The organism is Terriglobus saanensis SP1PR4 (genome assembly GCF_000179915.2).
GTDB lineage: Bacteria > Acidobacteriota > Terriglobia > Terriglobales > Acidobacteriaceae > Terriglobus > Terriglobus saanensis.
This window is the reverse complement of the sequence record NC_014963.1, coordinates 4,387,549-4,408,858: the sequence shown is the minus strand read 5'-3', so window position 1 is coordinate 4,408,858 and position 21,310 is coordinate 4,387,549. Positions and strand designations below refer to the sequence as shown.

At 58.0% G+C, this 21,310-nt stretch carries 18 protein-coding genes and 1 tRNA gene; 6 read left to right on the top strand and 13 right to left on the bottom strand.

Annotated elements, in window-relative coordinates; genetic code table 11:
- Positions 1–31: 31 nt before the first annotated feature.
- Positions 32–643, bottom strand: a complete 612-nt coding sequence (locus ACIPR4_RS18155) for a TetR/AcrR family transcriptional regulator (RefSeq protein WP_013570127.1) — start codon at positions 641–643, stop codon at positions 32–34.
- A gap of 55 nt (positions 644–698) precedes the next feature.
- On the opposite strand from ACIPR4_RS18155, the gene ACIPR4_RS18150 reads away from it, so the two are divergent.
- A complete protein-coding gene (locus tag ACIPR4_RS18150; RefSeq protein ID WP_013570126.1) occupies positions 699–2,132 on the top strand; it encodes an MFS transporter in 1,434 nt (477 codons plus the stop codon).
- Here ACIPR4_RS18150 and ACIPR4_RS18145 read toward each other — a convergent pair.
- The 8 genes from ACIPR4_RS18145 to ACIPR4_RS18110 all read right to left on the bottom strand — a co-directional run bounded on the left by ACIPR4_RS18145 (position 2,129) and on the right by ACIPR4_RS18110 (position 10,819).
- Entirely contained in the window at positions 2,129–2,695 is a 567-nt protein-coding gene (locus ACIPR4_RS18145; protein WP_013570125.1) for a nucleotidyltransferase family protein, read from the bottom strand. The two genes, ACIPR4_RS18150 and ACIPR4_RS18145, sit on opposite strands and share 4 nt — an antisense overlap.
- Positions 2,692–3,768: an XdhC family protein gene (locus ACIPR4_RS18140; protein ID WP_013570124.1), complete on the bottom strand. Its 1,077-nt coding sequence runs from the start codon at positions 3,766–3,768 to the stop codon at positions 2,692–2,694. Before ACIPR4_RS18140 ends, ACIPR4_RS18145 begins: the two co-directional genes overlap by 4 nt.
- 45 nt (positions 3,769–3,813) lie before the next feature.
- Complete coding sequence (locus ACIPR4_RS18135) at positions 3,814–5,229, bottom strand: pyridoxal phosphate-dependent decarboxylase family protein (protein ID WP_013570123.1); 1,416 nt, start codon at positions 5,227–5,229, stop codon at positions 3,814–3,816.
- A 337-nt stretch (positions 5,230–5,566) separates the two neighbouring features.
- Complete coding sequence (locus ACIPR4_RS18130) at positions 5,567–6,334, bottom strand: phosphoadenylyl-sulfate reductase (RefSeq protein ID WP_013570122.1); 768 nt, start codon at positions 6,332–6,334, stop codon at positions 5,567–5,569.
- Positions 6,331–7,965, bottom strand: a complete 1,635-nt coding sequence (cysN, locus tag ACIPR4_RS18125; RefSeq protein ID WP_013570121.1) for a sulfate adenylyltransferase subunit CysN — start codon at positions 7,963–7,965, stop codon at positions 6,331–6,333. The genes ACIPR4_RS18130 and cysN overlap by 4 nt, the downstream gene beginning before the upstream one ends.
- A complete protein-coding gene (gene cysD / locus ACIPR4_RS18120) occupies positions 7,966–8,925 on the bottom strand; it encodes a sulfate adenylyltransferase subunit CysD (protein ID WP_013570120.1) in 960 nt (319 codons plus the stop codon).
- Positions 8,926–9,095: 170 nt separating this feature from the next.
- Positions 9,096–10,325, bottom strand: coding sequence for a cation:proton antiporter (locus ACIPR4_RS18115; RefSeq protein ID WP_013570119.1), 1,230 nt, complete (start codon positions 10,323–10,325; stop codon positions 9,096–9,098).
- A complete protein-coding gene (locus ACIPR4_RS18110; RefSeq protein ID WP_013570118.1) occupies positions 10,322–10,819 on the bottom strand; it encodes a hypothetical protein in 498 nt (165 codons plus the stop codon). The genes ACIPR4_RS18115 and ACIPR4_RS18110 overlap by 4 nt, the downstream gene beginning before the upstream one ends.
- A gap of 80 nt (positions 10,820–10,899) precedes the next feature.
- On the opposite strand from ACIPR4_RS18110, the gene ACIPR4_RS18105 reads away from it, so the two are divergent.
- Positions 10,900–10,975: transfer RNA gene (locus tag ACIPR4_RS18105), tRNA-Ala, on the top strand.
- Positions 10,976–11,938: 963 nt separating this feature from the next.
- Here the strand turns inward: ACIPR4_RS18105 and ACIPR4_RS23560 are convergent.
- From ACIPR4_RS23560 to ACIPR4_RS18095, 3 genes are all read right to left on the bottom strand, one after another.
- Positions 11,939–12,085, bottom strand: coding sequence for a hypothetical protein (locus tag ACIPR4_RS23560; protein WP_083812006.1), 147 nt, complete (start codon positions 12,083–12,085; stop codon positions 11,939–11,941).
- A 99-nt stretch (positions 12,086–12,184) separates the two neighbouring features.
- Positions 12,185–13,024: a glycerophosphodiester phosphodiesterase gene (locus ACIPR4_RS18100; RefSeq protein WP_013570117.1), complete on the bottom strand. Its 840-nt coding sequence runs from the start codon at positions 13,022–13,024 to the stop codon at positions 12,185–12,187.
- A gap of 47 nt (positions 13,025–13,071) precedes the next feature.
- The gene (locus ACIPR4_RS18095; protein ID WP_013570116.1) at positions 13,072–16,455 is read right to left on the bottom strand and encodes a TonB-dependent receptor; all 3,384 of its coding nucleotides are present in this window, start codon (positions 16,453–16,455) and stop codon (positions 13,072–13,074) included.
- Between the two features lie 151 nt (positions 16,456–16,606).
- Between ACIPR4_RS18095 and ACIPR4_RS18090 the strand changes: the two genes are divergently transcribed.
- The 4 genes from ACIPR4_RS18090 to ACIPR4_RS18075 all read left to right on the top strand — a co-directional run bounded on the left by ACIPR4_RS18090 (position 16,607) and on the right by ACIPR4_RS18075 (position 20,507).
- Entirely contained in the window at positions 16,607–17,506 is a 900-nt protein-coding gene (locus tag ACIPR4_RS18090; protein ID WP_013570115.1) for a DeoR/GlpR family DNA-binding transcription regulator, read from the top strand.
- A 58-nt stretch (positions 17,507–17,564) separates the two neighbouring features.
- The gene (locus ACIPR4_RS18085; protein WP_013570114.1) at positions 17,565–18,995 is read left to right on the top strand and encodes a GHMP family kinase ATP-binding protein; all 1,431 of its coding nucleotides are present in this window, start codon (positions 17,565–17,567) and stop codon (positions 18,993–18,995) included.
- A complete protein-coding gene (locus ACIPR4_RS18080) occupies positions 18,992–19,936 on the top strand; it encodes a DMT family transporter (protein ID WP_245536379.1) in 945 nt (314 codons plus the stop codon). The genes ACIPR4_RS18085 and ACIPR4_RS18080 overlap by 4 nt, the downstream gene beginning before the upstream one ends.
- Positions 19,937–20,072: 136 nt before the next feature.
- Positions 20,073–20,507, top strand: a complete 435-nt coding sequence (locus ACIPR4_RS18075) for a GNAT family N-acetyltransferase (protein WP_013570112.1) — start codon at positions 20,073–20,075, stop codon at positions 20,505–20,507.
- Positions 20,508–20,607: 100 nt separating this feature from the next.
- Here ACIPR4_RS18075 and ACIPR4_RS18070 read toward each other — a convergent pair whose 3' ends face one another.
- On the bottom strand, positions 20,608–20,943 hold the full coding sequence (locus tag ACIPR4_RS18070; RefSeq protein ID WP_013570111.1) for a hypothetical protein: 336 nt from the start codon (positions 20,941–20,943) through the stop codon (positions 20,608–20,610).
- Positions 20,944–21,310: the final 367 nt, after the last annotated feature.

The following is a 21,310-nucleotide window of genomic DNA, read 5'->3' as shown; positions in this document are numbered from 1 at the left end:
GTGAAAGTCCGAGCGAAGTGCCGAACTGCTTCTAGCCGAGGGTGTCGGTGAGATAGAGGCGCATGACCTTCTTGAACTCGGTGACGACCGCTTCCCTGTCTTTGGGTGTGGCCTGCCGATAGACGCCAAGCATGCCTTTGATGATTTCGACGATGACCTGGGCGTTGAGAAAAGCGTGGTCCGCTGGCAGGCCTGGCTTGAGGTTCTGCAGTGCGGCGGCGATGGTTCTGCGTAGAGGTTCGCGGTCGGCTTTGGTGCGGGTAAAGCCGAGCGGCGCGCCGAAGAGCGGGAGATAGGCGGGGCGGTTACGTGCAAACTCAAGGATGCCTTCGATGAAGACGTCGGCAATCGAAGCCTTGCCGCGGGCGGGTGGTTGCTGCAGGAACTTTGCCCAGTGCGCCTCTGCCTCATGCATGTACTGCGTGATGAGGACGAGGGCGAGCGCAGGTTTATCCGGGAAGTAGTCGTAGAGGGTGCCGATGGAGGCCTGCGCCTGCTCGGCGATGGCGGTCATCGTGACGGATTCGTAGCCGAGGGTGCCGAAGAGTTGCTCGGCGGCCTGCAAAAAGCTGGCGCGACGCACCTCGGCGCGATTCTGCTGCGGACGCCGTCTTGGATTTGCAGAAGTCGAGGGCACCCTCATATATTAGAAGGAATGGGAAGTCGAGGGAATCCTCGACTTCTGGAGGAGACATCCAATGGCCCTTGCCCTTGATTCGAAAACCACGGTCCCTGTGCGACAGAATCTCGTGCTGGGGATCTGTTGCATGAGCCTGCTGCTCGTAGGCATGGATGTGACGATCGTCAATGTGGCGTTGCCATCGATTCAGCATGACCTGCATGCGAGCCTTTCGGGACTGCAATGGATTCTCGACGCGTACACGCTGGTGGTCGCGAGTCTGCTCATGCTCTCGGGTTCGATGTCCGATCGATTCGGGCGCAGACGCGTCTTTCAGATTGGGCTGAGCCTGTTTCTGGCGGGGTCGCTGCTTTGCAGCCTGGCGCATACGATCCATCAATTGGTGGCCTATCGTGCCCTGCAGGGTTTGGGCGCTTCCATGCTCAATCCGGTCGCGCTTTCGATCATTGCGAATGTCTTTACGGAACCCAAGGCGCGGGGGCATGCGGTGGGCGTGTGGGGGGCGGTAGGAGGAATGGCGTTTGCGCTGGGACCTCTGCTGGGTGGCGCTTTGACGCAGGCCGTGGGCTGGCGCTCGATCTTCTGGATTAACCTGCCGATTGGAATTGCAGCCGTTATTCTGGCGGCGATCTATGTGCCGGAGTCGAAGGCGGCGCGAGCGCGTGCGTTCGATCCAGTGGGGCAGGGGCTGGTCTTCCTGGGACTGACAACGTTGACGTACGCGGTCATCGAAGGGCCGCGTGCAGGTTGGGGCTCCCCTCTCATACGTGGGCTGTTTGCTGTGGCCGCAGCGGCGTTTGTCGGTTTTCTGCTCTATGAGTCGAGGCACAAAGAACCGCTGGTGAATCTGCGGTTCTTTCGCAGCGTGCCGTTCAGCAGTGCGACGATCCTTGGTGTCTGTGCGTTCTCCTCGTTCGGGGCCTTCCTGTTTCTCAATGCGCTTTATTTGCAGCAGGTGCGTGGGTTCTCGGCGTTCCATACGGGCCTGTGCACACTACCGCTTGCGCTCGCGATGATGGTGTCTTCTCCGTGGAGCGGGCGACTGGTGGGGCGGTATGGGGGGCGGCCCTCGCTCTACGCAGCGGGTACAGGTTTTTTTCTGAGTGCGTTGTTGATGACGCAACTCAACCCTGGTACACCGCTGATTTCGTTGCTGACGGCCTATGCTTTGTTCGGAATGGGGTTGGGGATGGTCAACTCGGCGATCACCAACAATGCGGTGGAAGGAATGCCGTTAGCGCAGGCGGGCGTGGCGGCGGCGATTGCTTCCACCGGGCGGCAGGTAGGCGCAGCCTTGGGTGTGGCCATTGCGGGAACGGTAGTGAACGCGAGCCGTACCAGGGGATCCAGCTTCACGCTGGCGACACATCCGATCTGGTGGATCATGACGGGATGCGGAGCAGTTGTGCTGTTTCTTGGATGGGCCTCCGCGACGGCGTGGGCGCGGAAGAGTGCAGAGGTTGCAGCGGCGGAACTCATCGCCGCTGGTTAGTTGATTGCGGCGAGATCTTCCGGTGTGTCGATATCGAACTCTCCGTCGGGCAACGGAAGGGTGACGATATCTTCGGCCTGCAGCAGTGTGCGGGCCCCGACGTCGCCTTCGAGCTGAAGCAGAGCGGGAAAGACGCGTTCGGCAAAGACAGCGGGGGTGCCGATCTTGCCTGCATAGGTCGAAGCGGAACTGGTGTTGTGATTGCTGGCGATGGTGAGCAGGGCAACGAGATGATCGGCGTTTGCGGCAGGTTGATCGCAGGTGAGGATGAGGGCCTGCTGCGTCGTGACAGGCAAGGCCGCGATGCCGGTACGGATAGAGCTGGCCATGCCGGTAGCCCAGTCTTCGTTCAAAAGGACGATGGCACCGGAGAGATTGCAGGTTGCCTGGATGAGATCCGCGTTCGCGCCGAGGACGATATAGATCTTCTGAACGTTGGCCTGTTGTGTGATGCGGAGGGCACGGTCGAGAAGGCGTTCGCCGAAGTATTCCACGAGTTGCTTGGGCTCGCCGAGGCGTGAGGAGGATCCTGCTGCAAGGATGATGGCGGCGATGTTACTCATGGCGTCGGACACTTGCTCCGCAGCGGTGCTTCCGCAAGATGGTCGAGGATGTCCGCTTCCGTGAGAATGCGCGGTCGCCGGTCGCGGGAATGGACCACGGACTGAATCTCCGCCAGGATCGAAAGCGCGATGGCTTCAGGACCATCTCCGCCAAGGTCCAGACCCGTGGGGGCGCTGGTACGGGCACAGGCTTCCGCGAGGGTGAGGTTCGCGGCGTTGGCTGCTTCCCAAAGCAGCAGGCTGGACCGATGTCTTGCGCCAAGAAGACCAAGGTACCTGGGTTTCACTGTAAGCAACTGGGTAAGAAGACGGCGATCTTCTTCGTAGGAGTGCGTCATCAGAACGACACAGTCCGCCGGTTGCACTTCGACCTGGCCTGTCACGGTATGGGCCTGCGGAAAGCGCTCCGCGCGCGCGTACTGCATGCGACGGTCGACGACAACGGTGTTCCAACCCATCTCGTGTGCCAGGCGGACGATGGGTTTGGCGTCTTCTCCAGCGCCGAAGAGGATGACACGCTGTGGTGGCTCCAGGCTTTCGAGGAAGAGATCTTTGTTCGGCGTTTCGGTAAGAAGATGCGTACGCATGGCGACGATCTCTTCGGTTTCGAGACGGTCGCTGGCGAAGGTGACGTCTTTATTTGCATTCAGGATAATGCGCGCGAAGGGGCGATTATTCTGGGGAAGCTGGGTCGCGATCTGCTGGAGCTCGTCTTCCAGAGAAGATCGAAGCGCTTCAAGCAGCGCCTCTGCCTCGGGTGTGTTCGCCGGTTCCAGCAGAAGGTCCACTTCGCCGCCGCAGCCGAGGCCGTAGGGAATCTCTGCCGTGTCGTCGAAGGCCGTTGAGTAGTGCTCCAGAACGGCACCATCTTTTGTCTTCCACGAGGCTTTGCGAAGGAGCTCGTCTTCCAGGCATCCACCGGAGATCGTGCCCGCGAAGGTGCCTTCGGGCGTGGTGAAAAGTCGTGCGCCGGGGCGACGGTAAGTCGAGCCCGAAGTGCGGACGAGCGTGATGAGCGCGCCTTGGTTTGCGCTGGCAAGGGTGAGGATTTCCCGGCGTTCGCGGAGACTCATCGGCCTGTGTCCTGAAGGTGCATGCCTCAGTTTACTGCGGCTTCTCTAGGGTGTGAGTCTGGCGGCGTGTAACGTCCGTGTGACAGAGGCGATGACGAGTTCGACATCCGCCGCGGAGGTCTGCCAATTACAGACACTGACGCGCATCGCCCGTTGGCCGTGCCACGTGGTGCCGGTGAAAAAGGCATCGCCAGCGGCAAGTACATCCGCGAGGATGCGATCGGTGAAAGCGTCGTTGCGTGCAGGGTCTTCCGGATCGTGTGGATCGAGAAAGCGAACGAGACCCTGGTTGATCTGCGGCACCCCGAGTACTTCCGCGCCGGGAAGAGATCCCATACCAAGGACGAGGGTACGTGTGTGATCGCAGGTGCGGTCAATAAGATCGGCCACGCCGTTGACGCCAAGTTGGCGCAGGGCGGCATAAGTGGCAAAGCCGCGTCCGCGGCGGGACCACTCGGGATTCCAATTCACCTGATCGCGCGCCGTATCGTCGTAAGTGATGTACGAAGCGGCATAGGAGAGTGAAGCGCGATGGGCTTCGCGGTCGGCAACGAAGGCGTAGCCGCAGTCATACGGAACGTTCAGCCATTTGTGGCCGTCCGTGGACCAGGAGTCGGCGTCTTCGGCTCCGTTTAGAAGATGACGAAGTTTTGGAGAGGCATTGGCCCAGAGTCCGAACGCGCCGTCGATGTGAACCCACGCGCCGAACTTTTTTGCAATGGGAATGAGACTGCTGAAGTCATCGAAGGCGCCGATGTTGAGGTCGCCCGCCTGCAGAACGACGATGGTAGGTTGGTCCGGCGAAGTTGCGAGTGCGGCTTCCAAAGCGTCTGCGCGAAGCCGGCCGTGGTCGTCTACGGGAAGCGCGACGATGGAGTTGGCTCCAAGACCAAGCATCTGGACGGCGCGGACGATGGTGCCGTGCTTCTCCGAACTGGTAAGGATGCGAATGGAGGGCGCGCCGGTGAGTCCATCGCGTTCAACGTTCCACTGCTTGCGTGCGAGCACGGCGTGTCGCGCGGCCATGAGGCAGGTGACGTGCGCCATCTGGCAGCCGGTGACGAGGGCAAAGGACACCGAAGAGGGAAGGCGAAGAAGTTGTTTAAGCCACGCTCCACTGGCCTCTTCTACAATCGCGGCGGCGGGCGCGCAGGCGTAAAGCGCAGCGTTCTGGTCCCAGACGGAGGTGAGCCAGTCTGCGGCGAGCGCGGCAGGCAGTGACCCACCGATGACCCAGCCGAAGAAACGTGGACCGGCGGAGTCGTGGAGACCGCCTTCCACGGAGCGCACGAGATCGTCGATGACCTGTGTGGGGTCGAGGCTCTCTTCATTGAGAGGGAGGTGGATCTTTGCGCGGAGTTCGCTGAGTGTGGCCGTTGCGGCGACTGGATGGGAAGTGGAGAGGTATTGTTGGGCGTGGCGGAGAGCGGCGCTGAGGGGTTCCTCGGAAGGGTGACGCATGGAGAAAGGATAGTTGAAGCGGGCGGATCAGTTCGAGAGGGTCTGAAGCCAGGGGTGCCTTTTTGTCATCCCGTAGCGCAGCGTAGGGATCTGATTTCTTTGCCAAGCTACCGCCAGAGCCAACCTCCCAAACCTGTCAAGCCCCTCCAAACAAATCTTCTTTGCAAACGGTTGAAAAGATGAGCAATACAGTCCATCCCAATCTGCCGATTTACCTGTTCCAAATCGCTACAATTAAAACAACAGAAAAGATCTGCGCTCCCTTGAGCTCTGGTTTGTGCGCTCCGCGCGACCCCATTCTTTCGCAAAGAGCGCGAAAGAATGGGGTACAGGTAAGCTACTCGGATTTTTCGGAGAAGGTGTGGATGCCGCACTCCAGCTTTTTTCCGCCCCAGCGGCCCGCGCGGGCGTTGGTTGGATCGGTGGAGATAGCGGTGCAGGGCTCGCAGCCGATGGAGGTATAGCCCTTGGCGTAGAGCGGCAGCTCCGGAACCGCGTTGGCGTGGGCGTAGTCCGTGACCTGCTGCCAGTTCCAGTCGGCGAGGAGCGAAGTCTTCAGAAGATGATGACCGTTCGGGGTGCGGTGGTCTTCGATCTTCTTCAGATTCGCGCGCGTGGGCGACTGCTCTCGGCGAAGGCCAGTAAACCAGAGGTTATAAGGCTCAAGCGAAGCCATCAGCGGAGCGACCTTGCGCAGGTTGCAGCAGTCGGTGGGCTGCACGATGTATAGCAGGCCGCGCTTCGCCTCGTGCTCCACGCGCGTTTCGGCGGCAGTGGCGTTGATGATATTCAGGTTCCAGGCGGCGGCCATCTGGTCGCGATAGGCGTAGGTCTCCGCGAAGTGGTAGCCGGTTTCGAGGAAGATGACGGGAATGTCCGGGATCGCCTTGCGCAGGAAGTCGAGGACGACCATGTCCTCCGTCTGGAAGGAGCAGGTGAAGCAGGGACGCGCGTTCGGAGCCGTCGAAAGGATGTGTTGCAGAAGGGCTTCCGGCTGCAGGGCTTCAAGGTCCACACCGTCGATGACGGCGTGGAGGTCAAGCTCCTGGTAGGCTGCGGGTTCGGTGAGATGGAGTTCGGTCAGTTCAGACGTTTCCATGTTCATGCCTTCTCCTCTTCGAAGAGTCTTGCGGCGAGGTGCGATGCGGACTTGGCCGTGTCGAGCGTGGGAATGGTGGCCCATGTACGCAGGCTGGCGAGATCTTCCGCAGAGAGCGCCTTGCTGCTGACGGCGATGGCTCCCGCGAGATTCGCGGCGCGGATGGCCGACGGGAGATGTGTGATGTGTGCGTCGTCCAGCAGGATGGCGTTGTGGCCCGCGTTCGCCAGTTCATGCGTGACGTGGAAGGCGAGCGACGGTTCTCCGGGAAGATACGCAAAGAGATGCGTGGTGGCGGTGTCTTCTGTGTTCTCTTCGAGTGCGCGATCGATCATGCCCGCGCCTACGGTGGCGTTGGTAATGGGGTCGATCAGGATGAACGCGCCGGTGATACGGTTGGTGCGATAGGCGTCGAAGAAGAGCGGAAGCGTGGTGGTGAACTCGACTTCGGCGATTTCGTTCAGCGAGATGTCGGCGGCGTTGGAGTGCTCCAGCGTGTTGACGTCGACGCGGAAGGCGATCTTCGAGGCTGTTGCGCGGACCGTGCGGGTGGTGTGTTTGACGAGGTAGACCTGCCCCGGCGACAGCGGGCGCTCGTGCATCCATACGACCTTGGCAGAGAAGCGTGTGCCGGTGTGAGGGATGGAGAAATTCTGCGCATCGGGCGCGATGAGCATCTCGCCACGGGAGAGATCGATTTCGTCAGCCAGTTCTAACGTGACGGATTGGCCAGCGATGGCGGCGCGAAGATCTCCGTCGTAGGTGACGATGCGCTTGACCGTGGTGCGCTTGCCCGAGGGCAGAGCGACGACATGCTGTCCTGCATGCACTGTGCCGGAGGCGATGGTGCCCGAGAAGCCACGGAAGGTGCGGTCCGGGCGCTGTACCAGTTGCACAGGGAAGCGCAGGGGCAGGCTGTTGTCTTCGACATGGACCGGGACAGTCTCAAGGTAGTCGAGCAGCGTCGGCCCTTTGTACCAGGGCGTGTTGTCGAGGTGGTTCACGACGTTGTCGCCTTCGAGCGCGGAGACCGGGATCATGGTGACGTTCTTGATCCCGAGCTTCTGCGTGAGTGCGAGGAAGTCGGCTTCGATCTCGCGGAAGCGCGCTTCGCTGTAACCGACGAGGTCCATCTTGTTGACGGCGGCGACGACGTGCGGAATGGCCAGGAGCGAAGCGATGAACGTGTGGCGGCGGCTCTGCGGAAGAAGACCCTTGCTGCCGTCGATGAGAACGATGGCGACGTCGGCGGTGCTGGCTCCTGTGGCCATGTTGCGCGTGTACTGCTCGTGGCCGGGGGTGTCCGCAATGATGAACTTGCGCTTCGAAGTAGCGAAGTAGCGATATGCGACGTCGATAGTGATGCCCTGCTCGCGCTCGGCGCGCAGGCCGTCAGTGAGAAGCGAAAGATCGATGCGCTTGCCGCCCGCTTTATTGTCACCAGCGCGGTTCACCTTCGAGTTCTGTACGGCGATGAGCTGGTCTTCATAGACGGACTTCGTGTCGTGCAGGAGACGACCGATGAGCGTGCTCTTGCCGTCGTCGACGGAGCCTGCCGTGGTGAAGCGCAGCAGGTCGCGGTCGAGATGGTCGTCGAGGAAGGTCTGGAAATCGGGTGTCGCGGTGAGGGTTGCCATTTAGAAGTAGCCCTCGCGTTTCTTGAGTTCCATGCTGCCTTCTTCGTCGTGGTCGATGGCGCGGTTTTCGCGTTCGGAGCGACGGAAGGTGACGAGCTCCTGGATGATCTCGGGAATGGTGGTGGCGCCGGAGAGGATGGCTCCAGTGCAAGGCGCGCAGCCAAGCGAGCGCATGCGGCTGAGGATCGGCTTGGGCGTCTCGCCGGGAAGCAGGCGGGTAGTCTCGTCGACGAGCGTTACCTGTTCGCCGCGGAGAACAGCCATGCGCTCCTTGGCGAAGTACATGGGAACAATGGGGATCTGTTCGGAGTAGAGGTAAAGCCAGATGTCGAGTTCGGTCCAGTTCGAGAGCGGGAAAACGCGAATGCTCTCGCCTTTGCGGAGGCGGGAGTTATAGAGGCTCCAGAGTTCGGGGCGCTGATTCTTGGGGTCCCACTGGCCGAGTTCGTCGCGGAAGGAGTAGACGCGCTCCTTGGCGCGGGATTTCTCCTCGTCGCGGCGTGCACCGCCAAAGGCTGCGTCAAAGCCACCGGCTTCGAGGGCGTCGAGCAGGCTGCGGGTCTTCAGGGCGCCGCAGCAGTTCTGCGTACCGAGCTTCCAGGGGCTCGCTCCGCTGGCAATCGCCTCTTCGTTGCGGTGGACGATAAGATCCGCACCGATCTCCTTGGTGTAGGCGTCGCGGAAGGCAATCATTTCAGGGAACTTATAGCTCGTATCTACATGAAGCAGAGGGAAGGGGATCTTGCCGGGGAAGAAGGCCTTTTGCGCCAGGCGCAGCATGACGGAGCTGTCTTTTCCGATGGAGTAGAGCATCGCCGGTTTGGCGAACTCGGCCACGGCTTCGCGCAGGATATAGATGGACTCGGACTCGAGCACGCGGAGGTGGTCGAGCTTCTGCGGTGTGAGCAGGGCTTGAGTGTTTTCCTCGGCGGATGCTTCTGGATGCACGACAGCAGTCATGGGTGGCTTTCTGGGTTTTGTTTGGGAGATGCGGTCGCCGGTTTCGGAGACTTTTGCTTTAGGCACACTGCGCGGATCAGCTAACGGCTCTTACAACAGAGACAGCGACAACAGGCGTGCTGGAGGGCGTTACGCATCAGTTATTTGATTCTAACAAGGCTGGCGTGGATTCAGCTGCGGCGTTCCGACAGGTTCAGCAGCGGAACGGTCATGGCCGTGGTGATGAGCGCCATCAGCACAAAGAGGGTGAAGAGGGAGCCGCTGAGGATGCCTTCGCGATAGCCGAGGTTCAGGACGATGAGCTCGACCAGGCCGCGTGTGTTCATCAGAATGCCAATCTGCGTCGCGGAGGGCCAGGAGATGCCGCTGAGACGGGCGGAGAGGGCGGCACCTATGATCTTGCCAGTGACGGCGAGAATGAGAATCACGGCCAGCCAGGCAGGGCCACCGGTCTGAAACATGCTTCGCTGCATGCGCAGGCCGGTCATGGCAAAGAAGATCGGGAGGGTTACGGAGATGATCGGTTGAAACGACTTCTGCAGCATATGCGGCTGTGCAACGTCCCGGATCGGCGTGCGAGGGACGCATAGGCCTGCGAGGAAGGCTCCGAAGAAGGCGTGGATGCCGAGGGCATCGGTGATCGAAGCGCTCAGAAAGGCGAGGGCGACCTGCCCGAGGAGCCACATCCAACCGGGAGCATCGGCGTAGCGCTTTGCCAGGAGCGAGAGGAGTGGCCTCACGGCAAAGAGCATGACGGCCACGAAGGCAAAGAGTACGAGCAGATGGAGGACCGCGTCGATGACGCTGCTGTGCGCCCGAACAAGCGTGAGTATAAGGGCGAGCGCGGACCAGGCGAGGAGATCGTTCGCCGCTGCGGCGAGAAGCGCATGGGCCGCTGTGGCGGCGTCGAGGGGACGGCCTGCTTCTGCGCGATCCTTAAGGATGCGCGCGAGGACGGGGAGAGCGGTGATGCTCATCGCGATGCCGACGAAGAGCGTGAACCCGACGCGCGAGGCGTTGGGCATGCCGAAACGCGGAAAGAGAATGACTGCGATTCCAATTCCCAAAAGGAAAGGCAGGCCGACGCTGCCGAGCGTGATGGCGAGCATTGCGGCGCGTTTTTCCTGAATCTTCGAGAGATCCAACTCCGCGCCGATCACGAAGAGGAAAAGCACGAGGCCAATGTTGCTGGCGATCTCCAGCGGGTGCATCGTCGCGGGAGCGAAGAGCCACGCGGAGAGACCGGGAAACAAGTAACCGAAGGCGAGTGGGCCGAGAAGAAGTCCGCCTGCGATTTCGCCGACGACACGTGGCTGGCCGATGCGTTGGAAGAGCCAGCCGCAGGTATACGTGACGAACAGCAATGTGCCGAGTTGTAGAAGGAAGTGCGCGAGCATCATGGCCGGGGTTGCTGCTCTTTGCGGCGCTTCTGGCGGTCGGTCAGGACGATGCCGAGCTCTGTGATGAGCAGAATGAAGCCGATGGGGCCGATGCGCGAGCCGAGGGTGCCTGCCCACATTAGCTTGGAGTCCGCGCGCCACTCGATGAAGCCAAGGATAAGACCGATGAGGAGGAGCGCGCCTCCGACCCAGCGGCGGAAACCCGAGGAGATCACATTCCTGTCGTGCCCCTGGGCTCCGGCGATGACGCGAATCGGCTCGCGCCCGAGACCGTTGTCGTCGTAGATGCTGCAGCGAAGAGCAGGGAGCGCCTCTACCTGCGCGGTGACATAGGCTTCGGCCTCGGAGAGCGTAGAGAAGATGACCGCGACCGGCGATTTGGGGAGATCGAGGGGTTGAAGATTGGAGAAAATGACGGCAAATTCGCCGGGAGACATGCGCTCATTCCAGCTCTGTGGAGTGGCTTTTGGGTCGAAGAGTGGGAGGACGCGCATGAAAGATCAGTTTAGCGGCTCTCCCTCTCCTTCGCCGATGGTTGACGCGTAGGGCTTCAACAGAGAGAATAGAGAGCAGTGGGCCTGTGGCGCAGCTGGGAGCGCGCTTCCATGGCATGGAAGAGGTCATCGGTTCGATCCCGATCAGGTCCACCAAAAATCAAAAAAATCAAATACTTACAGGGAAGACATCGCGCGCTTTCCAATGTAAAGCTGGAATTGCAACCAAGTTGCTACCAAAAGCTTTCTGCAAGCGCTCATTTCAAAGAAGTTGATAGCGATGACCTCTTCCATACTCGGTAAGAGGTCATCCTTTTGGGGCTTATTTCGGGTGTCAACTGGTAATTTTGGGGATTAATCGAGAATTTAGGACGAACAAGAAAGTGCCCACGCAACTCGTCGTTGATCGATGTTACTGTTGCTCGGACGCTTTCCGGGATCTCTTGCATGTAGATGTCAGCAGTAGTTGCTGCTCGCGAATGTCGCATCACACCTTGGACATCTTTGACCGTACCTTTCTTTGAGCAAGACTCCCGATCGTCCGTCGGATCACTTGAAAAGTCAGCTTCGGCAATCTGCTATGTCTTCGTGATCGTGTTTTATTGGAGCTTGGCATGACAAACGCTCTTCGTCCGAGCGAGCTGTTTGCCTTGAAGTGGCAAAGTTTCAATGATCGAGAGTTTTCTTTGAAGGTCACTGAACTGTCTATAAGGGCAGCATTCGCTCTTGGGGAAGACTCGAAGGAGTTTGGGAGTCATCTATATCCCGGAGAACCTGGTAGACGGACTCTTGCTTTGGAGACAGGTGTGTCCAGATCCATCCCCCAAACTTTCATTTTCCGGAATGAGCAGGAACGTTCATCAATGCGGATGACTTTCACAAACGACTCTTGCATCAGCTGGCCACAGATCTCGAATTCCCGGAGCGATGGACAGCAACGGTTCCGTTTAGGCGGTCGGTTCAGGACGCTTCAGCATCGGCACCCTTATCCATTTCGAGAGACTTATCTACATCGTTGATATAAGGGCGTACGAACCGTCTCTGTCGCGTCCGACCTTTATGAGAGCGCTTGGCAATTGTGCAGCAGGCTGTTGCACAATTGCCAAGCAAGTAATCAGTTCACAGCCGCGGATCAATAGGCTCGCTTTCTAGCGCGAGGACACCAAAGACGCACTCGTGGATGAGCCGCAGAGGCTCTTTCCGAATGAAGCGCTCCAGAGCCTCAACGCCTAGTGCAAGTAGTGACTCACCCGAGCGGTTGCTCAGGTGAGTCGTTTCCCACGACGATCAACAGTATCTGCGATACGACATTTGCCCGTACTGCTCTCAATGTATTCCCTGCCCCATACTGAGAAGAACTGCTTCTCAGTGTGTGGCAAGTTTATGCTCGCGGAGATAAGCCGCCAGCTCAGCAGGCAGGTTTGTCTGAATGCCATTCGCTCCCTGGTCGATTGCCTTTTGCCAGGCCTCCGGGGTATCGGCATTGCCAAGACGATCTACAAAGATTTGAGCATGCGCCTGTTTGGCAACATCGATGGTCGCATCCTTAAAGTCGTTTGCGTCGAAGGCGATCACCTGCAACTGCATCGCCCGGTCGAGATACTTGCAGATGTCGGGGCTGATTGCCTCCGGCATCACGCGTAGCGTGGGACGAATCTTATGTACGTCATAAAGGAAGAAAGGGTTGCCGTAGATGACGACATGGTCCTGCATGTCATGTTGGACGATCGTGTCCACGAGCTGCTGCGGATCCGCGGATTTTGTATCGACGTAGACATTGATTTTGCCATAAGCCAGGGCCAGCGCTTCATCGAGCGTCGGCACCTTGGTGTTGGCGAAGGCTGGGGAAAATTTGGCACCTGCGTCTAATGCGCGAATCTCATCGAACGTGTGTTTATGCACTTCCCCCGTGCCGTTCGTAGTTCGATCCAGTGTGCTGTCATGCATGATCACAAACTTTCCGTCGGAAGTGGTGCGGACATCCAGTTCAAAGTAGTCAGCGCCTGCGTCGATGGCGGCCTGGAAGGCAGGCATCGTGTTTTCGGGGTGGTGAAGATGCTCCCCGCGATGCGAGATAGCAACGATTTTTCCTGGCCCTGCTGCCAAAGCGGTTGCGGGGACGTACGAAGTTGAAGTCGTTTGGGCGAAAGCGGCGTTGCCCACGAGGGCAGTACCAAGGAGCAGTCTTACGGAGAGTTTGAACAAGATATTCGTCCTTTGAAATGGTCGTGTGGTTGAGAAAGTAGTCGAGGTTAGAAACTAAAGCGACCGACGAGAAGCAACAGACGAGGGTCTTGAGCGCCGGTCACCATGCCGAAGGTATGATTAGCCAAATTCGCGGTCGTAAGCGTGGTATTGAGACCGGAGAACTGAGGATGGTTGAAGGCGTTGTGGGCGTCGACGCGGAAGGTAAACTTCATCCGCTCATGGATGGGAACATCGCGCATCAAGCTAAGATCCCAAACATTTTGTCCAGGACCATAGAGTGCAGCCCTTGGCGCGTTCCCCAGAACACCCGGTGGTGTGATGGCGAAGGCTGCCGGATTGAACCACTGCTGCACGGTGCGGGATCCGCGAGGCAGGTTCGGATTTCCAACCTGGGTCACGTACTGGCCGCCGGAGAAGAGTCCCAACTGGTTTGTCTGCGTGATGAAGTATGGGTATCCCTTCTGGAACTGCGCTAAGGTGCTCACCTTCCAATGTCCGATCACCTGAGAGAGGACGGGAGTTTGGCGGAGATAGTGACCTCCTGAACCGAACGGTAGAGCGTACACTGCCGACAGAGAGAAGCGCTGAGGAATGTTTGTCATCGCGGTTCCCCACTGCGCGTGCAGGTTGTAGACGTTCTGGATCGGAGCGGCGTCAGCACGCGCAGGTCCATCTGCGTCGTCGAGCGTATGCGCCCAGGTATAGGCCGCACGCACCGAGATACCGTTGCTCCAGCGGTGACTCAACGTAGCGAGCAAGGCCGCGTAAGCCGATGCTGCCCCATTGGTCAGGTAACTCACCGTCAGGAACTGCGGATAGGGGCGCGCGCTCTGCGTGTTGATTTTGCCCAGACCTACAGCCGGATTGACCTGGTTGGTCGGCAGTACGGTCGGCAGATGCACGCCGTGGTTGCCTTCGTAGTCGAGATCCAGAATCCAGTTATGGCCGAAGTCCTGCTGGATGCCGAACTGCCATTCCTGAAGATAAGGGAGTACGGCGGTGAGTTGACGCTGCACTGGGCTGAAGCTCGGGTTCGTAAGACTGGATGGAATCAGCGGCTCACCGTTCGGAGCCACGTTGGGACCGTAGGGAGGGACCCCGTGGGAGAGTTGAAAGGCTGGGGTAACGGTAGGGTTGGCGCTCACGATAGTGGCCGCCACCGTCGATGCCGAAGTTAACCCCGTTGTGCCGTAACCGATACTCGGCAACTCATAGATACCGTATCCGCCACGGACAACTGTTTTAGGAAAGGCACGGTAGTTGAAACCGACACGTGGAAGAATGCCGGTGTACACGTTCGCAATCAGGCTGTGAGGAGCTCCGTTGAATCCCGCGAACTGAATGCCGCCCGGCTTTTGGGTCGCCGGGTCGATGATATTTGGGTTGAAGCTGTACATGTTGTTGTGGACTTCGGAGTAAGGTCCATCGAACTCATACCGCAGGCCGAGATTGATGGTCAGCTTCGTCGAAACCCTGTAGTCATCCTGAAGGTAACCGGCGAAGTAGTTCAGGTTTTCATGGAACACGGTATCCGTCGTCATGATCTGGGCACCTGCCGTTAGGCCAAGCTCAAGATCCGGTAAACCGAATCCAGCTTGCCCAGTTGCACCGGTGTAAACCCCAGTGAAGCTGTACGCCCCCGATAAAACGCCGGGCGTGTAGTAGCTATAGGCATAGCGCATAAATTCGCCGCCTATGGAAAGGCTGTGATGTCCCATTTGCAGAATCATTGCGTCATTGAAGATATAGTGGCCGTCTCTTGTCCTTGCGAAGGACCCGGCGCCGAGGTTCGGAAACAGTGAAGTCTGGATGGTAGGAAACTGATTAAGGGGAACGCCTTGCAGACCGATTGAGCTTGCATCCGTCGGCAATGGCGAGCTGAAGTTCACCTCTGAGACGTACCCTACGCGCGCCTCGTTCGAGATGCGCGGCGAAAAGATATGGCTCCAGGAAATCTCGTAGTGATCGTCGGTCCAACCGTTAAAGGCAGAGTTGTTGGCAGCGTTCGGGATGAGGACAGTGGGCTGATTTCTTGGCCCATCGCGCGAAAACTTCGCCCAGAGGTGGTCATAGTCAGAGGCGTTGTAGTCGATGCGGTCGGCATTGTAGAGATAGCCACTGTGCGCCGTAGGTGTAAGACAGTAGTTGAATGTCGAAAACGAACAGTTCGGTTGCGGATAGAACGAAAGGATTTTGAGGCCGACCGGATCGAGCCGAGATTGAGGGATGATATTTCCCGGAAACGGCGTCCGGCTAATCTTGCCCGTGGAGGATACAACCGTGGTGTTTGGATCCCCAGTAACAGGAGTCGCCGAATTTTGAGGTGACAGTCCGGAGAAATCTCCGTTGCGCTCCGCCATGGTAGGCACGTTGGTATTCACTGTGCTGACCGCGTTGTTGATCGTGTCTTCCCAGTCGGTAAAGAAGTACAAATGCCGGCTACGTCCGTCGAAGACCTTTGGGATCCGAACGGGACCTCCGAGGGATCCGCCAAAATAATTGAAAGACTGGACTGGTTTGACTGTACCCGGCGCCGTGAAATAGCCCAGTGCCATAAGGTCCTGAGAGTTATAGGTCTCAAAGGCGCTACCGTGATAGCGATCCGTGCCGGACTTCGTTGTCGTGAGAATTGCGCCGCCGCCACTCTGCCCGTACTGCGCTGAGAAAGGCGCTGTCAGCACCTGAAGTTCTTCAGTCGAATCTGGGGTGGGAATAAGACCATAGGTCCCATCGGTTCCCATATTGCTTGGAAGACCGTCGATGATGATGGGGTTCGTGACCGGCCTGCCCCCGCCGAGGGAGAGATTATTGACGTTGGAATAGTCCTGACTTGTGCTGGAAGCACCGGCAAAGGCCTTGGTAATGAGAAACTCGTTGGCACCCTTGCTGCCGGTGCTCTCTGGCAGGTCAACCAGTTCGCTGTTGGTGAACTCTCCGCTGATCTGGGCGTTGGTATCGTTGAGCGCACTTCCTGCGTCTGTAACCGTCACAACCTCAGAGTTCGCACCGACGCGCAATGCGCCATCGACGACGAGTTCCTGGTTGAGCACGAGATTCAGTTCGCCGCTGGCAAACTGAGCAAAGCCATCCTTTCCAACATGGAGGACGTAGGCTCCCGGCTTCAAAAATGAAACACGATAGCTTCCGCTCTTGTTCGTAACGGTTTTGTATTCGGTTGTCGAGGTCGTTTCCCGCACGACGACAGCAGCGCCGGGCACCACAGCACCGCTGGGGTCCTTGATGACTCCGCTGATGGAACCGTAGAAGGTCTGGGTGTGAAGCGGACGACCCGAAAGCAAAAAGATAAGGAGCAAGGCCAGACCGATCACTCGATAGAGCGCTCGGTCGCCGTTGCCATGAGGTTCTGGGGCAGTACAACGTTGTCGTTGATGGCCAATGGCAAGAGATGCAAAGGAGAGAAGATTCATAGATACCTCAAAACATGAAAGTCTTTCGTGCGTTATGTGCGAACCATGAGCGATCGAAGCCTCTAGATCATGTGAGCGCCCAAGCCTGAGCAGCAGAGATGAATTGAAAGTAGCAATCTTGTGTTAATAAGGGACGAATTTTGGCGCTAAAATGATAAATTTTCACATGAAATTACAATTCGATGAAGAAATGGACAAGAGCCCCTTCCGTGCGCTTCCCGCCTCCATAGCTTGGAAATACCGTAAGATGGCGGTACTGTTTCTAGTCCGTCCTTGGAAGTGGGTAGCGATGAACGAGATTGCCGAATTATCGAGACTCGACTCGATTGTTCAAATGTTAAAAATAAACACCTCCGCCAGCATCAGCGAGATCGCTCAGGCGTGTCACGTTTCGCAGATGACAGTTCGCAGAGATTTGCAGAAACTTGTTGAATCCGGCCAGGTCATCCGCATTCCTGGAGGGGCGAGGATCGAACATTGGCGGGGAGCGGAACGGAGTTTTTTTGAGCGTCTCCAGAAGATGTCCGCCGCGAAACGGAGCATTGGCGCTGCGGCATCCGCGCTTGTAGCCGACGGTGAGTCGGTTGTTCTGGATTCGGGAACTACTACCTTATATGTCGCCAGGGAACTGCGCGCGCGGCGTGATGTTGTTGTTTTTACCTTCTCCCTCGCGGTTCTGGAGGAACTGACCTCGGCGGAAGGTATTCGCGTGGAACTGACCGGCGGGGTCTATCGGGCCAGTAGTCACGACCTTATTGGACATGCCGTGGCAAAGAGCCTGTCCTCGATCTTCGCGGGCACAGTCATCTTTGGAGCGGCTGCGATCTCTTTCACACGCGGCGTCATGGTTCACGACCCCGACACCCAGCACGAACTGCTTCAGGCGGGAAAGCGCAAAGTTCTGGTGGTCGATAGCAGCAAAATCGGGACCGAGGCCACCTATCGCCTCTGCGGAATCCACGAATGCGACCTGATTGTGACTGACAAAGGCATTTCAGACGACGATCTTGCGAGATTGCGTCAGATCACAGAGGTTGAGGTCGCCGAATGAGCCTCACGTTCCTCCTCTGCGAAGGAGTCTTCGATAAGCTAATGTCAGCATGCCAGCCATGGCAGAAAACTCGTCTGAAGACGCATCCTTTGAATGCGAGGTCATCGCTACAGTAGCGGCGCAGGAGTTCTTTGTGCCTGGAAAGTCGATCTGGGTCGCGCGAGCTCCAGGTCGGCTGGATGTGATGGGTGGCAACGTCGACTATACCGGCGGTATGGTCCTACAGAGTCTTTTGCGTGAGGCAGTGTGGGTCGCGGTTCAGACGAGATCCGATCAGACGCTCCGCATCCTGAACCCCGGCGCCTTACAGTTCGGATGGGTGCCGCGTCTTGAATTCCGAATGGTAGACCTGCGCGACCCTGAATCGCTGCGAATGCTTTGCGAACAACAGGCCGGATCGCGTTGGGGATGTTACGTTCTGGGCGCGATCTATTTCCTCATGAGCTCCTATGGATGCGGTAAAGGCGGAGGAATAGACCTCTTTATCGCATCGGACCTTCCTCCGAACAAAGGCGTCAGCTCATCGGCCGCCCTTGAAATAGCGACTCTGAAGGCGGTGTCGGCTGCGTGGGGCGTCAGCCTCCACGGGGTTACCCTGGCCACGGCGGGACAGTGGGTCGAAAACATCGTAGCCGGCGCTGCATGCGGAATCATGGATCAAGCGGCGATAGTGTGCGGAGAGGAGAACCGTCTTCTTCCCTTGCTCTGTCAACCCTGTCAGATATTTCCTCTCATAGCTTTGCCGCCAGGTATTCGTATCTGGGGAATTGACTCGATGGAATCCCGTTCAACCGCCAGCGTCGGATATGAAAAAGCACGGGCGGCAGCCTTTATGGGATATAAGTTGATCTGTCGCCGCATGGGGATTGAGGTAACTCCGGACCCCGGATCGAAGATACCAAGGTGGACCGATTCACGATGGAACGGATATCTGTCCCAGCTTGCACCGTCGCAGTTTCGTGACCGGTTCGAGCGTTGGTTGCCGGAATCTCTCAGTGGACGCGAGTTCCTCGACTGCGCTGGAGAACATGTGGATCCGTTTACCAGGATCGATCCGGCAGAACAGTATCCGGTTCGGGCGGCGGTTCGATACGCCACGGAAGAAAACCTGCGTGTCCAGATGCTCTTTGCCCTGCTCGCGACGCCGTGGAGCGAACCGTGCAACTCCTTACGTCTTGCGGGCGAACTTCTTCTTCAGTCCCACTTCGCCTATACCGAGTGCGGCCTCGGGTCTGATGCTTGCGATGAGTTGGTCGCCCGAGCACTCGATGCCGGACTTCCAGGCGCCAAGATGACCGGCGGCGGAGCGGGGGGCGTGGTCGCCGTCCTTGGAAGGGTCGAAGACCGGCACGTCGTTGAAACAATTGCGCGGGAGTACGCAGCGCAGCATGGCGCAGATCCTCATCTCTTTGAGGGCAGCTCTGCGGGAGCCGACTCCTTCGGTGTTCGCACCGTGCAGCTTGCTCCTGCGAAGAGAACGCAACAGTGAGCGTGCCCCGAAAAAGCGGACGGATTTCAACGGTGCTGCCCCTCATGGCTGCGAATCTACTGTGGGCCGGACAAGGGGTAGCGGTGAAGCTCATGGCCGGGGCCCTCAGTCCTGTGGCGATCGCCCTCCTTCCTCTTTACCTCATCACCCTCTTGGCCTTGGCGCTCCTGTGCGCTCAGAAAAATGCCGCGCTAAGATTCCGGGCAGCATGGAGATTCCGCACCGAGTTCTTTCTGGCTGGCATCGGCGGCCAGTTGATCGCGCAGATCGGCATGACGCTGGGCATCACCTGGTCTTCTGCTTCAAACGGAGCGATTCTCAGTCTGTTGATTCCGATCTTTGGAGCCCTGTTGGCAGTTTGGCTGCTGCGCGAACATATGTCGATCCTTCGCGTTGTCGTGCTTATGCTTGGTCTGGCAGGAATTTTTCTTGTCTCGCCTCCGCACCTTCATGCCCGCTCGGCACACCACATTCACGAATTCGCGGGCAATATCCTGATCGCACTCGGCTGTTTTGGGTCTGCCTTCTACAACGTCTATTCGAAGCGCCTGTTGGCATACTTTTCAGGGCCGGAGATTCTCTTCTTCAGTTATCTCTCCACGACGGTCTTCAGTCTGCCCGCTTTGTTTGTCTTTGATCCTCATTGCCTGAGCAACCTAACCCGGCTCGCGCCAATGCAGTGGGCCGCACTCCTTTATCTCGCCATCTTCCTCTATGGCCTGGCGATGGTCTTCTTTCTGAGAGCGCTCAGGATGGTCGACGTTGTGATCGCATCGGCGTCGCTCTATCTCACCCCCCTCTTCGGAGTGGCCCTGGCCTACAGCGTTCTGAAGGAACGACTGGCTCCCCAAGCCGTTCTTGGGTCGGCAATCATTCTCTTCGCCACGCTCATCTTGTTCCGCTTCGATGGCCCCCCGAATGTGCCCGAACCGGTTGGCTAAGGTCCTGGCGCGGCCGCAATCGCCCTTGCCAAGGGTCGCCAATGTTAATATTTAACACATACCTCTAAGACGCCCGAAGTTGACTATCTCACGTAATGTTTGGGCGTTATACTCGGCTCTCATGCGAAGGATTTCCGTGGCTAATGTTAATTATTTTCGCCGGAAGAGAGGTGCTTTCATCATCTCTACAGACCCCGATTTACTCGATGTGAACGCAGTATTTGAGTTTCTCGCACAAGCCCGGTGGTGGAACAATTTGACTCACGAGTCATTGGGCCGCGCGCTCCGAAACTCCATGTGCTTCTCTTTGCTTGAGGCGGATAAACAGATCGGTTTGGCGAGGGTGATCACCGATGGCGTCACATACGCCTACCTGTGCGATGTTTTCATTACAGAAGATCGGAGGGGTCAGGGTTTGGGGTCCTGGTTGATCCGATGTGTTTTGGAACACCCGGAGTTGAAAGACATCAAGCGCTTCGCGCTGATCACCCACGATGTCCAGGCTTTTTATCTCAACCTCGACTTCCGTTTCGCAACGTGCCCAGAGTGTTATATGGAGCGTCTCCGGTAGATTGGAGCTACTACGGTGAAGATGCGATTCCCCACCCGTTTCAGAGGTGCAGCTTAGGACTCCGAACGGCCTAGCGTGTCGAACAACGGCGCTGCCGGAATCAAAGCCGGATCGCCGTCGACAACTGAGGCCGACAGAGGCGGTGGTTATCAATCGTTGAGAAAGATTTCTTCTCTTTAGTGAGTTCATGCAATCGGTAATGTGCGGCGAGATCGCCGATTGTGCGCGGCGCGCCCTTGTTCACATTGATCGAGCTGCGAAGGGCCAACACGGCTTTCTCGGCTTCGCGACGACTGGGCAGCTGCAACACGCTTCCGATGATTTGCTTCTTGTATACACGGCTTCCGGAGATATAGTCATACCGACGGAACACCCATACGTTGGGCCGGCGTTTCCGCACGACCTTGAATAGACTTTCTTGCTGAAACCGATGCATGCAAGTCTCCATCGACTAGTCAGTGTCGTGGTTGCGCCGCCCCACCGGATGAGTCGCCCGAAGTGCAGCTGTTCGGCGAGCACGATGGCAGTTTCCTGCAATCGTGCATCGATTTTTACTGGCAAAGTGGCTCCCAACAATCAGCTTATGTGGGAGTACCGGCTTCAGGTCATTCCTCAGGACTGAACGTCGTGTAAGTGTCCATTAGACAGCTTCCAACAAAGTAATACGAACGAAACTGCCGAACTGTACCAACTCGGAAGTGAAATTTATTCTTCACTTCCGAGCGCGCAATCTGGGGTACTTTTTAACTAACGGGCGCAGAGCGTCTCCACCGTTGATCGAATAGAAGGCCTCGTTTCCTTGT